We start from the raw sequence: 14,634 nt of genomic DNA on the forward strand, positions 1-14,634 counted from the left end.
GTATCACTCATGCGGCGCCGGATTAATGCTCCAGCGACCGGAATTTCTCGCGCAAGTGGTTACGAATACCGATAGCGGTCAGGTTCAGACCCACGATCACCGTCACCAGCAGGAAGGAGGTGGCGTAGACCAGCGGGCGGGCCGCCTCGACGTTGGGGCTCTGGAAGCCGACGTCATAGATGTGGAAGCCCAGGTGCATGAACTTGCGCTCCACATGCAGATACGGGAAGTTGCCATCCATCGGCAGAGTCGGTGCCAGTTTCACCACCCCCACCAGCATCAGCGGCGCCACTTCACCGGCTGCACGGGCGATCGCCAGAATAAGGCCGGTCATGATGGCCGGGCTCGCCATCGGCAGCACGATGCGCCACAGGGTCTCGGCCTGGGTGGCGCCCAGTGCCAACGAGCCCTGACGGATGGTGCTCGGGATCCGCGCCAGCCCCTCTTCGGTGGAGACGATCACCACCGGCAGGGTCAGGATGGCCAGGGTCAGCGCCGACCAGATCACGCCAGGTGAACCAAAGGTCGGGCTCGGCAGCGCTTCCGGGTAGAACAGCTGATCCAGCGAGCCACCGAGCGTGTAGACGAAGAAGCCCAGACCAAACACGCCGTAGACGATGGAGGGCACGCCCGCCAGATTGATCACCGCGATGCGGATGATCTTGGTCAGGCTGTTCTTGCCTGCGTACTCGTGCAGGTAGACCGCCGCCACCACGCCGAGCGGGGTCACGATGATCGCCATCAGGAACACCATGAAGACGGTGCCGAAGATGGCCGGGAAGACGCCGCCCTCGGTGTTCGCCTCACGGGGATCGTCGGATACAAACTTGCCGATCTGGTGGAACCAGTGACCCACCTTGGCCAGCAGGCTCATGTCGTTGGGCCATACCACATCCAGTACCCTGGACATGGGCATGGTCACCAGCTCGCCACGCATATCCTTGACGGTGATGCTGTCCCGGTCAGCCTGACTGCGCAGTGAGAAGAGCTCTTTTTCCAGCACCTGATAACGATCGTTAAGGGCCTGACGTTCACGCTCCAGCTGAGCTTTCAGCTGATCGGTCAGCTTCTCTTCCAGCTCGGCCTTGCGCTCTTTCAGGCGCAGCCGCTCCAGCTGATAGTTGATGCTGCCGATGTCCCCTTTTTGCAGATCGTTGGCCTGTTCGGAGAGGGCATTGGCTCTCGCCAGCACCCGCTGCAGGGCAGGATGCAGATCCGAAGTCAGCTCGCGGCCATCCTCTTTTACCCCGACGATATAACCGTAGAAGTTACCGTTGGTGGCACGCTCAACCATGGCCAGCTCGGCTGGCTGGCTCTGGGACTTGATGTCCGTCTCCAATACCCAGCGAAAATCGAGGTCGACGAACTCACGGTTGCCGGTCTTGACCAGATAGCGGGTCAGCAGCTCGCGCTCTTCCCCCTCCAGCGGCAGACCTGCGGCGCGCAGTCGCTCCACCGGCACCAGCTCGCGATCGTTGATCTCGCCGATCAGCACGCTCTTGTTGCCGCTGGCGTCCTCCAGCTGCCACTCATAGATGGGGTGCGGCCAGAAGTAGACCAGACCACGCCATCCGATCAGCAGCAGCAGACCCAGTACCGCCACCAGACTCAGGCTGACGGCTCCGCCGGTCATCCAGATCCAGGGGGCCCCTGATTTAAACCACTTACCCATTGTCGATTCCTTGTCCATTACAGAGCCGCCCCTTACATCGAGCTGTATTTTTCACGCAACCGCTGACGGACAAACTCGGCCAGGGTGTTGAACATAAAGGTGAACACAAACAGGACGAAGGCCGCGAGGAACAATACCCGATAGTGGGAGCTGCCCACTTCCGACTCCGGCATCTCCACCGCAATGTTGGCGGCCAGAGTACGCAGCCCCTGGAACATGGAGAAGTCCATGATGGGGGTGTTGCCGGTAGCCATCAGTACGATCATGGTTTCGCCCACGGCACGGCCAAGGCCCATCATCACCGCCGAGAAGATGCCCGGGCTGGCAGTGAGGATCACCACTCGGCTCAGGGTCTGCCACGGGGTAGCCCCCAACGCCAGCGAGCCCTGGGTCAGGTGCTTGGGCACCGAGAAGACCGCATCTTCGGCGATGGAGAAGATGGTGGGGATGACCGCAAAGCCCATGGCGATACCGACCACCAGCGAATTGCGCTGGTCAAACTTGATACCCATTTCGTGGGTCAGCCAGATGCGCGAATCACCGTGCATAAAGGCATTCTCGATGAGCGGGCTCAGGGCGAAGGCCCCCCAGCCAATCAGCAGCAGCACTGGAATAAGCAGGATGGCGTGCCATCCCTCCGGCAGCCAGGACTTGCCACGCTCCGGCAGGTAGTTCCAGACCAGTGCGGTCAACAGCATCCCCATCGGCAGCAGGATCAACAGCAGGATCACCCCGGGCAGCGCCCCCTCTATGATGGGCGCCAGCCACAGACCCGCCAGGAAGCCCAGGATAACGGTCGGCAACGCCGCCATGATCTCCACCGTCGGTTTGACGTATTTGCGCAGCCCCGCCGACATGAAGTAGGCGGTATAGATAGCACCGGCGACACCGAGCGGCACCGCAAACACCATGGCGTAGAAAGAGGCTTTCAGCGTACCGAATACCAGTGGCACCAGGCTCAGCTTGGCTTCAAAGTCGTTGCTGGCGGAGGTGGATTGCCACACATACTGGGGCTCCGGATACCCTTCATACCATACCTTTTGCCACAGGGCCGACCAGGTCACCTCGGGGTGATCGTTCTCCACCGAGAAAAGCTTGAAGGTCTCCCCTTGCTGCATCAGCAACAGGTTGTGACGGGGGGAGATGGCCAGAGCAGAGAGTTCACCCCCTTCCACCGTCTCGGTCAGCAGCTTGGTCTCGCCAGTGGCGTGGAAGAAGCTGATGATGCCGTCCTTGTCGGCACTGATGAAGGCTTTGCGATAGTGCTCGGGGGTCAGAAGATCCACCGCGCCATCGCCCTTGAAGTCACGGATCTGAGTGAACTGGCGTTTGCCATCTTTTGCCACTTCAAACCACTGGGAGATGATGCCGTTGTCGTTGCCCACCAGCAGGGAGGAGGCACCGGAGAGCAGCTCGACCCGGGTCACGTTGGCATCTGGCGCATTGATCTCCAGCACGTTGCGCACGGATATATTGCTCAGGTCATGAATGTCATAGACAGAGAGACGATTGCCTTCCCGCACAAAGAGGATCCGCAGATTGGGGGTCAAAAGCATCTGATCCACATGGCGCGGCAGGGACGGAATGGTGTAGTTCTCACTGCTCCACTCAATCTCGCCGGAGAGGAAGTTCTCCTCACCGCTCATCACCATCAGTACGCCACGACCATCTTCGGTCACGGCGGCGGTCGCCATCTTGTCCTTGGTGGCCTCAAACACCATGGCACTGAGCGCTTTGCCCTGCGGATCGACCACTACCGGCTCCTCGCCAAAGGGATATTGCAGACTGGGTTCGATCACCCGCACATCGTTGGGATAGGAGACCTTGAACGCAGGCTGGACGACCTGCGCCTTGCCATCGGCGAAACCGTAGGCGATCAGCTTCTGACCAGGGGACGGTGGCGCCACCGCAGTGACATCACCGGTGACCTCAGCATGACCAAGGGATTGCCCGACCTTGATCTTGTCATCTCCCTGCACCGCGAAGAAGTTGACCAGTCCTTTATCGCTGAAGCGATAGCCGATCTCGTTCTGCTCTTCCACGCCGAGCCAGGCGGTCTTCCCTGCTGCAGGCAGAGTAAATGAGGCAGTTGGCTCCATGGAGGCGCCATTGAAGATGGGTTTCACCACATAGAGCAGATAAAAGAAGATAAGCAGCAGCGCCACCAGTACCAGGGCTCCGCCTGTGGTGACGCCATATTTGGCCAATTTATCCTTGATCCGGCGTTTTCTACTGCCCGCCATGACCAGGTTTAACGATTCCGATGACATGCAAGACCTCAATGTAAGCTAGGCTTGGCGGCATTATATGGCGGTTGCATGACAGTTTTGTTACATCGAGAGCGCTTTAACCGAGGTTGCTAGTGGAAAAATGGGCGGGGGTCCTTTCGAGGGAAAGTGAACACAATATATTGTTTATAAAGAGATATTTGTGAGAATAATCAGCAAGGGCAGCCTGTGCTGCCCCCAAATGATTCAGGAAAGGGCATCGTTTGATTGTTGCAGCGCCAGTTTGGCCGCCTTTTTCTCGGCGCGGCGACGCTTGAAGAAGGCCGACAACTGGGCCGAGCAGGCATCGGCCAGCACACCGCCGGTCAGCTCGACACTGTGGTTGTGGCGCGGGTCCTGCAAGATCTCGAACACAGACCCCGCAGCACCGGTCTTGAGATCACGTGCGCCGTAAACCACCCGCTTGACCCGGCTATGGATCAGCGCACCGGCACACATGCAGCAGGGTTCCAGCGTCACATAAAGTGTGGTGTCGAGCAGGCGGTAGTTCGCCAGCTGCTGGCCCGCCGCCCGAATTGCCATCACCTCGGCATGGGCACAGGCATCGTGTTCGCTGATGGAGCGGTTCCACCCCTCTCCCACCACCTGACCATCCAGCACCAGTACGGCACCGACCGGGATCTCGCCAATCCCTTCGGCCCGAGCGGCCAATGCCATGGCATGGCGCATCCACTGTTCGTCCTGCTCGATCTGACTCTGTGCCTGACTCGGTATTTCTGGGACCTCTGATGGTTTCACGCCCATCCCCTCTTTATATTGTTCAATTGTGCCGTTTGCATTCCCGCGACCCACACCTGTCAGATAATTCCATAGATAGCAGGCATGATTAGCATCGCTGACAGGGCGGCGATTATGCCAAATCTGCACGTCAGACCCAAGCCGCATCCCGACTGAGCAATAAAGAAGCAATCGGCATCTCTATGATAAAAAAGGAGTTGCACCCGTTTGGCCATGCTATTAGACTTCCTCCCCGTCAGCCGAGTCTGACTCCGTCGGTGTGTAGCGCAGCCAGGTAGCGCATCTGCATGGGGTGTAGAGGGTCGGAGGTTCGAATCCTCTCACACCGACCATTTTCCCCGAGAATAGCCCAGTCAAACGACTGGGCTATTTTTTTGCCTCCGATTTATCTTCCTGACGATGCCTACCTATCAAGCACAAAAAACACTCAGAACCACTTGAATCTTTTTGCCGAACTCATTAAGATGCGCAACTTTCCGCCGGTAGACAACACAGGGAGGTGGAAACACGAGTGAAGGGATCACTGTCCGGCTTGCGTGCAACACAGGACCAGGCATGAACCAGAACACCGATTTCGCACCCGCCATTACGCTTTATTCCGTTCCTCACGACACCCCTTGCCACACCGAAAGCGAAAATGAACAGGTCATCCAGCTGGATGTGATCGATCTGGCCGAACCGGATGATGACTATTGAGCACGGTCAGATGGCTGTTCAATCACCGGCACATCGCCTGTTCAACGCTCTCCGTTTCAGGCCCTTGGCGAGAAATCTGCAAAAAACGACAAACTGCTAATTCTATCAAGGATGGCAGTATTATTGACTGATGTGTCTCCCCCTTCTCTCTCCGGCATTGCCCCCGACAACTGATACAAACCTACGTTATTGCGCTTCACTTTCCATCGCTGCAACCGCTGGTGCCAACAGAGCCTGCATCACCACACCAAGTTTAAAACGAACGTTCACCAATCAGGTCTAGCATTAGCAAAACATTCATTGCCACATTCAAACGCGCTTTATACGGCTGTTTTGGCAAAGCCTGGAGTTAGGTCGGGATTTGTTTTTGCATTTGTAATTTTATTACGTAATAAGTTACAAAATGAGGGTCAGGGTAACGGCCCAAATTAGCCGTTGTCCGAAGGGAAAAAGCAGGAGCATAACCATCTGTGTAGAGCTTTTACACCAACCCAATAAAACAATAAAAAACATCAACTTAACCATATCCAAAAAACAGGTGTTTAAAAAAAACTGTTGACGCACTCAACAATATTTCGCACCTTATCAATCGTGTTACCCCGTTGTTGCGGGAACGTTTCAGGAACAGGGATTCGACTTTAGTCGTAGTTAGTAAGTTCAAAATGTAATTCTCAAAGGAGTGAAACTTATGTCGGCACCGGCTCAGACCCACTGCAGCGCCCGCCTTCGCATCCAGGGCGAGATGCTGCCCGAATACGCGCAAATTCTGACGCCGGACGCGGTGGCTCTGGTCTCCGAACTGGTGGAACGTTTTGCTCCCCAAAGAGGGGAATTGCTGAAACAACGTGTGGCACGCCAGGCCCGTATCGATGGCGGCGAGCTGCCGGACTTCCTGCCGGAAACCGCCCACATCCGTGAAGGTGACTGGACCATTCGCGGCATTCCTGCCGACCTGCAAGACCGCCGTGTGGAGATCACCGGCCCGGTCGAGCGCAAGATGGTGATCAACGCCCTCAACGCCAACGTCAAGGTGTTCATGGCGGATTTCGAGGATTCACTAGCTCCCGCCTGGAATAAGGTGATCGAGGGCCAAATCAACCTGCGCGATGCGGTCAACGGCACCATCTCTTACACCAGTCCGGAAGGAAAGGCTTATACCCTGAACGCCGATCCGGCCGTCCTCATCTGCCGGGTTCGCGGTCTGCACCTGCCAGAAAAACATGTCACCTTCGATGGCGAGCCCATTCCCGGCGGCCTGTTCGATTTTGCTCTCTACTTCCTGCACAACTATCAGGCGTTGTTGGCCAAAGGCTCCGGCCCCTACTTCTACGTACCCAAGCTGCAGAGCCATCTGGAAGGGCGCTGGTGGAGCGAGGTGTTCGCCTGGACCGAGGACAAGTTCGGTCTGCCACGTGGCACCATCAAGGCCACCGTGCTGATTGAAACCCTGCCAGCCGTATTCGAGATGGATGAGCTGCTCTATCAGATGAAGGATCACATCGTTGCGCTGAACTGCGGCCGCTGGGACTACATCTTCAGCTATATCAAAACCTTGAAGAACCATCCGGATCGGGTACTGCCTGATCGTCAGGTGGTGACCATGGACAAGCCGTTCCTCTCCGCCTACTCGCGGCTGCTGATCAAGACCTGTCACAAGCGCGGTGCGCTGGCGATGGGCGGTATGGCAGCCTTTATTCCGGCCAAGGACGCGACCGTCAACGAGCAGGTCTTCGCCAAGGTCAAGGCCGACAAGGAGCGCGAAGCCAACAACGGCCACGACGGTACCTGGGTCGCCCACCCTGGCCTCGCTGATATCGCCATGGCGGTGTTCAACGCCACCATTAAGGCTGGCGCCAAGAACCAGATCGGCGTACTGCGCGAGCAGGATGCCCCCATCACTGCCGCCGACCTGCTGGCCCCCTGTGAGGGCAAACGGACCGAGGCGGGGATGCGCACCAATATCCGGGTTGCCCTGCAATATCTGGAGGCCTGGATCAACGGCAACGGCTGCGTGCCCATCTACGGTCTGATGGAAGATGCCGCCACTGCCGAGATCTCCCGCACCTCCATCTGGCAGTGGATCCGCCACGGCAAGAGCCTCGCCAACGGCAAGGTGGTGACCAAGGCGCTGTTCCGCCAGATGCTGGCCGAGGAGCAGGAGGTGGTCAAAGCCGAGGTGGGTGCCGAGCGCTGGCAGGCGGGGCGCTTTGCCGAGGCGAGCGAGCTGATGGAAGAGATCACCTGCGCCGATACCCTGATCGATTTTCTGACGCTGCCCGGTTACGAGCGGCTCTGAACTCCGGGCCCCGGGCGGGGCTCGCCAATAACAAGTCAATGGAAACGTGAAATCAATGAAAGAGGGAACTGATATGGCACTGACCCGTGAGCAACAGATCCAGGCTATCGAGAAAGACTGGGCGGAAAACCCCCGCTGGAAAGGGATCAAGCGCGGCTACAGCGCCGAAGATGTGGTGAATCTGCGCGGCAGCTTGCAGCCGGTGCACACCCTGGCCCAGCGTGGTGCCGACAAGCTGTGGGGTCTGATCCACGGCGACGCCAAGAAAGGTTATGTCAACTGCCTCGGTGCCCTGACCGGTGGTCAGGCAGTACAGCAAGCCAAGGCGGGGATCGAGGCGATCTACCTCTCCGGCTGGCAGGTGGCGGCGGACAACAACTTGTCCTCCACCATGTATCCGGATCAGTCCCTCTACCCGGCCAACTCGGTACCGTCCGTGGTGGAGCGCATCAACAACTCCTTCGCCCGCGCCGACCAGATCCAGTGGGCCAACAAGGTTGGGCCGCAGGATGAGGGCTTTATCGACTACTTCCTGCCGATCGTGGCCGATGCGGAAGCCGGTTTCGGTGGCGTGCTTAACGCCTTCGAACTGATGAAGGGGATGATTGAAGCCGGCGCCGCTGGCGTGCACTTCGAAGATCAGCTGGCATCGGTGAAAAAATGCGGCCATATGGGCGGCAAGGTGCTGGTACCGACTCAGGAAGCGGTGCAGAAGCTGGTTGCAGCCCGTCTGGCAGCCGATGTGTGCGGCACCACCACCCTGGTGATCGCCCGTACCGACGCCAATGCCGCTGACCTGTTGACCACCGACGCCGACCCATACGATGCAGACTTCCTGACTGGCGAGCGCACTGCCGAAGGGTTCTACAAGGTGCGTGCCGGTATCGATCAGGCCATCGCTCGCGGTCTGGCTTACGCCCCCTACGCCGACATGGTGTGGTGTGAAACCGCCAAGCCGGATCTGGACGAAGCGCGTAAATTTGCCGAAGCAATCAAGGCCAAGTTCCCGGACCGCATCCTGGCCTACAACTGCTCCCCGAGCTTCAACTGGAAGAAGAATCTGGACGATGCCACCATCGCCCGCTTCCAGCAGGAGCTCTCCGACATGGGCTACAAGTACCAGTTCATCACCCTCGCGGGTATCCACAACATGTGGTTCCACATGTACGAGCTGGCCTACCAGTACGCCCGTGGCGAAGGGATGAAGCACTACGTCGAGATGGTGCAGGAGCCGGAATTTGCCGCCGCCAGCCGTGGCTACACCTTCGTGGCACACCAGCAGGAGGTTGGTACCGGTTACTTCGACAAGGTGACCACCGTCATTCAGGGTGGCCAATCCTCGGTGACCGCACTGACCGGCTCCACCGAAGAAGATCAGTTCCACTAATAAGAGAGCTGCCTTGAAATAGCAAAACCCCGGCCTGATGCCGGGGTTTCTTTTTATCTGCCATTCAAACGAAAGTCAGGCCACAACCGCACACCGCAGAGAGGATCAGAGCTCGAGGATCTCTTTGACAAAGGGAATGGTCAGCTTGCGCTTGGCGCGAAATGAGGCGTTGTCGAGCTGATTGAGGGTGGTGAGCAGGGTGCGCATATCGCGGGAGAGTCGGTTGAGCAGGAAGCGGCCCACATCGATGGGCAATTTGAAGCCCCGCAGCTCGGCACGCAGCTGCAGGGCACTGAGCTTGCCTTCATCATCCAGCTCTTCGAGATGGAAACTCACCCCCCAATCCAAGCGCGAGGCGAGATCCGGCAGTTGCAGCCCCAGTTTGCGCGGTGCGCTGCAACCTGTGACAACCAACGTCCCCTCGCCCTTCTCCTGCCAGCGATTGTAGAAGTCGAACAGCGCCCGCTCCCACACGGCATTGCCGGCGATCGCCTCGAGACTGTCGAGACAGACCAGCGGCAGGCTTTCGAGGGCATCGAGCATGCTGGGATCGAGCTGTTCAAATTGATCGAGGGAGAGATAGGCCGCCGCCGCATCGCGGGCGTTGACCTCGGCACAGGTGGCGTGGAGCAGATGAGAGCGTCCGGATCCCTTGGCTCCCCAGAAATAGAGGAAAGGTGATCCCTGACCGATGGCCGCGTTTTTGAGGGCGGTGATCAGATGAGCATTGTTGCCGGGATAAAAACTGACGAAGGTTTCATCATCCGGTAGTTGTACGGCTAAAGACAGTTGGGCCGGTTGCTTCACTCGTTGGGCTTTGACTGTGACATTTGTGGCTAAGTGTACCATCGCAATGGCAGATAGAGAACCGCCCGGACAAGCCGGGCGGTAGACAAAAGCCTTATAACATCAGGGCTGCGACCATTGGTAACGCAAACCGCTGCCATTATCGTCAACCTTGCGCAAACGACTCTCAAGCTGCAGCGCCCGTACCAGCTCGGCCTGCTCCCCTTGCAGGGTGAAGTTGAAGGTGACCTGGTCCCCCTCCAGCTTGCCGATCGCCACCTTGCTGACGTTGGCCATCCCCTGCAGCATCTTCTGCACGGCGATCATGCTGTCCACTTCGGAGAGGCCATCTACCACCAGGGTCTGGCTGGTTGCCGGACCAGAAATGCGGGCACCGTAGTTTTTCACCAGCCAGGCCGCCAGGGTATCGGCAAACCCTTGCGCCACTTCGGCCTGAGTGCCGGTGCTATTGCCACGGGTCAGCTCGGTCACTTCACCGGCCGCTTTGGGGCCGTAGAGTCCCCAATCGATGCTCCACTTGTCACCTTCCGGTGTCAGCTTGCCCAACACCACCATCTCGGCGCCATAGCGCTGGCTTGCCTGCAAAATCGGGTCGGCAAAGCGGCCCCAGACATCGGTGGCACTGACCGCCATGTTGTCATCGAGATCCATCAGCGGAATGCTGATGGGTAGCCCCAGCGTCTGGGCCTGCTCGCGCAAGGCTTGCGCCCAACCATCGCTGGATTGATCCGCCAGCAGACGGCGCTCCCCCTGATCCACCACCAGCCAGATGGCCATTTGGGGACGAGCCGGGCCAAGCAGGGCAAACTGGCTCTCGGAGACCAGGCTGTTGACCTTGTCACTCTTGAACTCGGCTTTCAGATACTTGACGGAGTCCTGATCCTGATAGCCATAGCTTTTGACATAGTCGCCCGGGGCCGCCAGCGCCTTGACCACCACCGGCTGGGTGAGGATGTCGCGCTTGCCGGTGACCTTGATCAGCACCTGACCCAGTGCCTGCCCTTGAGCGGCCACCATGTCGCCACTGGTCGGGGCCTTGCCCTGATAGAGGTCGGTCACCTGAGCGGCCGAGGCCATGAATGACAAGCCGCAGCAGAGGGCGGTCACAACACGTTTGAACATGAACAGAGTCTCGAAATGGGAGAGTGTGCTTATGGTAGCGGCAAGGCGCATCCTGCGGCAAGGCTGGCACAAGCGGCCACAAACAGCAGAGCCGGCGATGCGCCGGCTCCGATCACCCCTTCCACATGGGAAGAAGGTCAAGGCATAAACTTATTTGGTACCGAAGATCTTGTCGCCTGCATCGCCCAGACCCGGCACGATGTAGCCTTTCTCGTTCAGCCCCTGGTCGACAGAAGCGCAGTAGAGCTCTACGTCGGGGTGAGCGGCTTCCAGCGCCTTGATCCCTTCCGGCGCGGCAACCAGTACCAGCACCTTGATGGATTGGCAGCCTTTCTTCTTCAGCAGATCGATGGTAGCGATCATGGAACCACCGGTGGCCAGCATCGGATCGATGACCAGCGCCAGACGCTCTTCGATGTTGCTGACGATCTTCTCGAAATAGGGAACCGGTTGCAGGGTCTCTTCATCGCGGTAGATACCGACCACGCTGACGCGGGCGCTCGGCATGTGCTCCAGCACGCCATCCATCATGCCAAGGCCGGCACGCAGGATAGGTACGACGGTTACCTTCTTGCCTTTGATCTGGTCAACTTCTACTGGCCCATTCCAGCCATCGATGATAACCTTCTCGGTTTCGAAGTCAGAGGTCGCTTCATAGGTCAACAAACTGCCCACTTCTTTGGCCAGTTCACGGAAACGCTTGGTGCTGATATCGCCTTCACGCATCAGACCGATCTTGTGTTTGACCAGGGGGTGTTTGACTTCAACGACTTTCATTATTATCTCCTCTAACCTGCCGCAAAAAAATCGCGGAATCATACAACAAAAGCCACCGCTTGTAGAGCATTTCCGCGCAAAAACGCGCAAACGATTTCCTTTCTGGTTTTTCACCGCCACTGTTAGAATACGCCCCGAATTTTACCCTCCACTTCTTTACATGACGGGGAATACTCGTGACTGACAAAACCTCACTGAGCTACAAGGATGCTGGCGTAGATATCGATGCCGGCAATGCACTGGTTGAACGTATCAAGGGCGTGTCAAAGCGCACTCGTCGTCCTGAAGTCCTTGGTGGTCTTGGCGGCTTTGGGGCCTTGTGTCAAATCCCTGCGGGCTACAAGGAGCCGGTACTGGTCTCCGGTACCGATGGTGTGGGCACCAAGCTGCGGCTGGCCATCGACCTGAAGAAGCACGACACCGTGGGCATCGATCTGGTGGCCATGTGCGTCAATGACCTGATCGTACAGGGCGCCGAGCCGCTGTTCTTCCTCGACTACTATGCAACCGGCAAGCTGGACGTGGACACCGCAGCCGCGGTGGTCACCGGGATCGGTGCCGGTTGCGAGCAGTCAGGCTGTGCCCTGGTGGGCGGCGAGACCGCCGAGATGCCGGGTATGTATGAAGGGGAAGACTACGACATCGCCGGTTTCTGCGTCGGTGTGGTGGAGAAGAGCGAAATCATCGACGGTAGCAAGGTCGGTGAAGGGGATACCCTGATCGCCCTGGCCGCCAGCGGCCCTCACTCCAACGGCTTCTCCCTGATCCGTAAAATTCTGGAAGTCTCCAAAGCCGACGTGCATCAGCCGCTGGGTGACCGCACCCTCGCAGATGCCTTGCTGGAGCCGACCCGCATCTATGTGAAACCTGTGCTCAAGCTCATCAAGGAGTGCGAGATCCACGCCCTCTCCCACATCACAGGTGGCGGCTTCTGGGAGAATATCCCCCGCGTATTGCCTGCCAATACTCAAGCGGTGATCGACGAGCAGAGCTGGCAGTGGCCGGCTGTGTTCAGCTGGCTGCAGCAGGCTGGCAACGTCACCCGTCACGAGATGTATCGCACCTTCAACTGCGGTGTCGGCATGATCATCGCCCTGCCCGCCAATCAGCTGGAGAAGGCGCTGACCCTGCTCAAAGCGGAAGGCGAGAACGCATGGCACATCGGTCATATCGCCAAGGCAGCAGACGGTGAGGAGCAGGTCGTCATCAAATGATGCGGATCCTCGTCCTAATCTCCGGCAGCGGTAGCAATCTGCAGGCGATCCTCGACCACTGCGCAAGCGGTAAGATTGTCGGTGAAGTGGTCGGCGTCATCAGCAACAAGGCCGATGCCTATGGTCTGGTTCGCGCCAAAGAAGCGGGGGTGGCGACCTCCATTCTGGCCCAGCAGCAGTTTGCCAGCCGGGAGGAGTACGACGCCGCCCTGCTGGCGCTGATGGCAGACTATCAGCCGGACTTGGTGGTGCTGGCCGGGTTTATGCGGATATTGAGCGGCGATCTGGTGCGCCATTTCGCCGGGCGGATGATCAATATTCACCCCTCCCTGCTGCCCAAGTATCAGGGCCTGCACACCCACCAGCGCGCCATAGATGCCGGTGACAGTGAACACGGCGCCAGCGTCCACTTCGTGACCGAAGAGCTGGACGGGGGCCCGGTGATCCTGCAGGCCCGCGTCCCCATCTTTGAAGGGGACACTGCGGACGAGGTAGCAGCACGGGTGCAGGCGCAGGAGCACAGAATCTACCCGCTGGTGGTGCGCTGGTTATGCGAAGGCAGGCTGCAGATGGTGGACGGCGCTGTGCAACTGGATGGCGCCCTGCTGGGCCCCGCTGGTTACGCCTGCGAGTAACAGCTAACAACTGCATGTCAGATACAACAAGGGAGGCTTAGGCCTCCCTTGTCATTTCTACCTACCGCACGATTGCAGCGGTTAGGTCGGATTACTCGGCCAAGCGACCCTACACCGGATTGTCGATATCGATAAAGGTGACATCCAGCCCATGCACGGTCGCCAGCCACTCCCCCAGCGCCTTGACGCCGTAACGCTCGGTGGCGTGATGGCCCGCGGCGTAGAAGTGCATCCCCATCTCGCGGGCGGTGTGAATGGTCTGCTCTGAGGCTTCACCGGAGATAAAGGCATCGATGCCCTGCTCCGCCGCCAGATTGATGTAGCTCTGACCGCCGCCGCTGCACCAGGCCACGGAACGGATAAGCTCGGGGCCGGTATCGCCACAATAGAGTGGTTCACGGCCAAGGCGCTCGGCAATCAGCTTGGCAAAGTCGGCGCCACTCATCGGCTCTTCCAGCTTGCCCACCATGGCGACGCTCTTGCTGTTCCACGGCTCCAGACCGCGACGCACCTTGATGTCAAGCAGCTTGGCGAGCTGGGCGTTGTTACCCACCTCGGGATGGACATCCAGCGGCAAATGGTAGGCAAACAGGTTGATATCGTGGGTCAGCAGGGTCTTGAGCCGACGCTGCTTCATGCCGGTGATCTGGGCCGGTTCACCGCTCCAGAAGTAGCCGTGATGGACCAGAATGGCATCGGCCTCGGCAGCCACCGCCGCGTCGATGAGCGCCTGACTGGCGGTGACACCGGTCACCACCTTGCGAATGCGCTCGCGCCCCTCCACTTGCAAGCCGTTGGGGCAGTAATCCTTGATGGCGTGGGGCTCAAGCAGATGGTTCAGTACGGTTTCGAGTTTTCGATGAGAGATCATAGGGGTCCCTTATTAAGGCTCGGTCCTCTGCTTTACCAATAAAAACAGGGCCCAGGCTCAAAGCGCCAAGGGCCCCATGATAATCGAGCCGGGCCGTCAAGACCATGACAGCCCCCACACAGTGCGGTTTC

Annotated in this window: 12 protein-coding genes and 1 tRNA gene; 6 read left to right on the forward strand and 7 right to left on the reverse strand. The window is 58.6% G+C overall.

Annotation, left to right across the window (positions count from 1 at the left end; all coding sequences use genetic code 11):
- Positions 1–22 precede the first annotated feature (22 nt).
- The 3 genes from pstA to tadA all read right to left on the reverse strand — a co-directional run bounded on the left by pstA (position 23) and on the right by tadA (position 4,704).
- Positions 23–1,672 (reverse strand): phosphate ABC transporter permease PstA, encoded by a 1,650-nt coding sequence (pstA, locus tag G5168_RS09595; protein WP_042012620.1) that lies wholly within the window; start codon positions 1,670–1,672, stop codon positions 23–25.
- Positions 1,673–1,704: 32 nt separating this feature from the next.
- On the reverse strand, positions 1,705–3,942 hold the full coding sequence (locus tag G5168_RS09600; RefSeq protein WP_227340827.1) for an ABC transporter permease subunit: 2,238 nt from the start codon (positions 3,940–3,942) through the stop codon (positions 1,705–1,707).
- Between the two features lie 204 nt (positions 3,943–4,146).
- Positions 4,147–4,704: a tRNA adenosine(34) deaminase TadA gene (tadA, locus tag G5168_RS09605; protein WP_408082950.1), complete on the reverse strand. Its 558-nt coding sequence runs from the start codon at positions 4,702–4,704 to the stop codon at positions 4,147–4,149.
- A gap of 249 nt (positions 4,705–4,953) precedes the next feature.
- On the opposite strand from tadA, the gene G5168_RS09610 reads away from it, so the two are divergent.
- From G5168_RS09610 to aceA, 4 genes are all read left to right on the forward strand, one after another.
- Positions 4,954–5,030: transfer RNA gene (locus tag G5168_RS09610), tRNA-Pro, on the forward strand.
- Between the two features lie 223 nt (positions 5,031–5,253).
- Entirely contained in the window at positions 5,254–5,394 is a 141-nt protein-coding gene (locus tag G5168_RS09615; protein WP_005334106.1) for a hypothetical protein, read from the forward strand.
- A gap of 688 nt (positions 5,395–6,082) precedes the next feature.
- The gene (gene aceB / locus G5168_RS09620) at positions 6,083–7,690 is read left to right on the forward strand and encodes a malate synthase A (RefSeq protein ID WP_421252138.1); all 1,608 of its coding nucleotides are present in this window, start codon (positions 6,083–6,085) and stop codon (positions 7,688–7,690) included.
- 73 nt (positions 7,691–7,763) lie between these two features.
- Entirely contained in the window at positions 7,764–9,077 is a 1,314-nt protein-coding gene (aceA, locus tag G5168_RS09625; protein WP_005344572.1) for an isocitrate lyase, read from the forward strand.
- A 105-nt stretch (positions 9,078–9,182) separates the two neighbouring features.
- Here aceA and hda read toward each other — a convergent pair whose 3' ends face one another.
- From hda to upp, 3 genes are all read right to left on the reverse strand, one after another.
- Positions 9,183–9,884, reverse strand: coding sequence for a DnaA inactivator Hda (hda, locus tag G5168_RS09630; protein WP_013723920.1), 702 nt, complete (start codon positions 9,882–9,884; stop codon positions 9,183–9,185).
- A 102-nt stretch (positions 9,885–9,986) separates the two neighbouring features.
- Positions 9,987–11,006, reverse strand: a complete 1,020-nt coding sequence (locus G5168_RS09635) for a DUF2066 domain-containing protein (protein WP_040066189.1) — start codon at positions 11,004–11,006, stop codon at positions 9,987–9,989.
- 150 nt (positions 11,007–11,156) lie between these two features.
- A complete protein-coding gene (gene upp, locus G5168_RS09640) occupies positions 11,157–11,783 on the reverse strand; it encodes a uracil phosphoribosyltransferase (RefSeq protein ID WP_005334115.1) in 627 nt (208 codons plus the stop codon).
- A gap of 176 nt (positions 11,784–11,959) precedes the next feature.
- Between upp and purM the strand changes: the two genes are divergently transcribed.
- The gene (gene purM / locus G5168_RS09645; protein ID WP_227340830.1) at positions 11,960–12,997 is read left to right on the forward strand and encodes a phosphoribosylformylglycinamidine cyclo-ligase; all 1,038 of its coding nucleotides are present in this window, start codon (positions 11,960–11,962) and stop codon (positions 12,995–12,997) included.
- Positions 12,994–13,632: a phosphoribosylglycinamide formyltransferase gene (gene purN / locus G5168_RS09650; protein WP_421231563.1), complete on the forward strand. Its 639-nt coding sequence runs from the start codon at positions 12,994–12,996 to the stop codon at positions 13,630–13,632. Before purM ends, purN begins: the two co-directional genes overlap by 4 nt.
- Before the next feature lie 109 nt (positions 13,633–13,741).
- Here the strand turns inward: purN and G5168_RS09655 are convergent, their stop codons facing one another.
- Positions 13,742–14,503, reverse strand: a complete 762-nt coding sequence (locus G5168_RS09655; RefSeq protein WP_421231562.1) for a Nif3-like dinuclear metal center hexameric protein — start codon at positions 14,501–14,503, stop codon at positions 13,742–13,744.
- Between the last annotated feature and the right edge of the window lie 131 nt (positions 14,504–14,634).

Source organism: Aeromonas sp. 600724, assembly GCF_049175135.1.
GTDB classification, from domain to species: domain Bacteria; phylum Pseudomonadota; class Gammaproteobacteria; order Enterobacterales; family Aeromonadaceae; genus Aeromonas; species Aeromonas veronii_A.

Bases quoted from the DNA above. Each gene is read 5' to 3' on its own strand.
- pstA (WP_042012620.1), bottom strand. From the start codon at position 1,672: ATGGGTAAGTGGTTTAAATCAGGGGCCCCCTGGATCTGGATGACCGGC.
- G5168_RS09600 (WP_227340827.1), bottom strand. From the start codon at position 3,942: ATGTCATCGGAATCGTTAAACCTGGTCATGGCGGGCAGTAGAAAACGC.
- tadA (WP_408082950.1), bottom strand. From the start codon at position 4,704: ATGGGCGTGAAACCATCAGAGGTCCCAGAAATACCGAGTCAGGCACAG.
- G5168_RS09615 (WP_005334106.1), top strand. From the start codon at position 5,254: ATGAACCAGAACACCGATTTCGCACCCGCCATTACGCTTTATTCCGTT.
- aceB (WP_421252138.1), top strand. From the start codon at position 6,083: ATGTCGGCACCGGCTCAGACCCACTGCAGCGCCCGCCTTCGCATCCAG.
- aceA (WP_005344572.1), top strand. From the start codon at position 7,764: ATGGCACTGACCCGTGAGCAACAGATCCAGGCTATCGAGAAAGACTGG.
- G5168_RS09635 (WP_040066189.1), bottom strand. From the start codon at position 11,006: ATGTTCAAACGTGTTGTGACCGCCCTCTGCTGCGGCTTGTCATTCATG.
- upp (WP_005334115.1), bottom strand. From the start codon at position 11,783: ATGAAAGTCGTTGAAGTCAAACACCCCCTGGTCAAACACAAGATCGGT.
- purN (WP_421231563.1), top strand. From the start codon at position 12,994: ATGATGCGGATCCTCGTCCTAATCTCCGGCAGCGGTAGCAATCTGCAG.
- G5168_RS09655 (WP_421231562.1), bottom strand. From the start codon at position 14,503: ATGATCTCTCATCGAAAACTCGAAACCGTACTGAACCATCTGCTTGAG.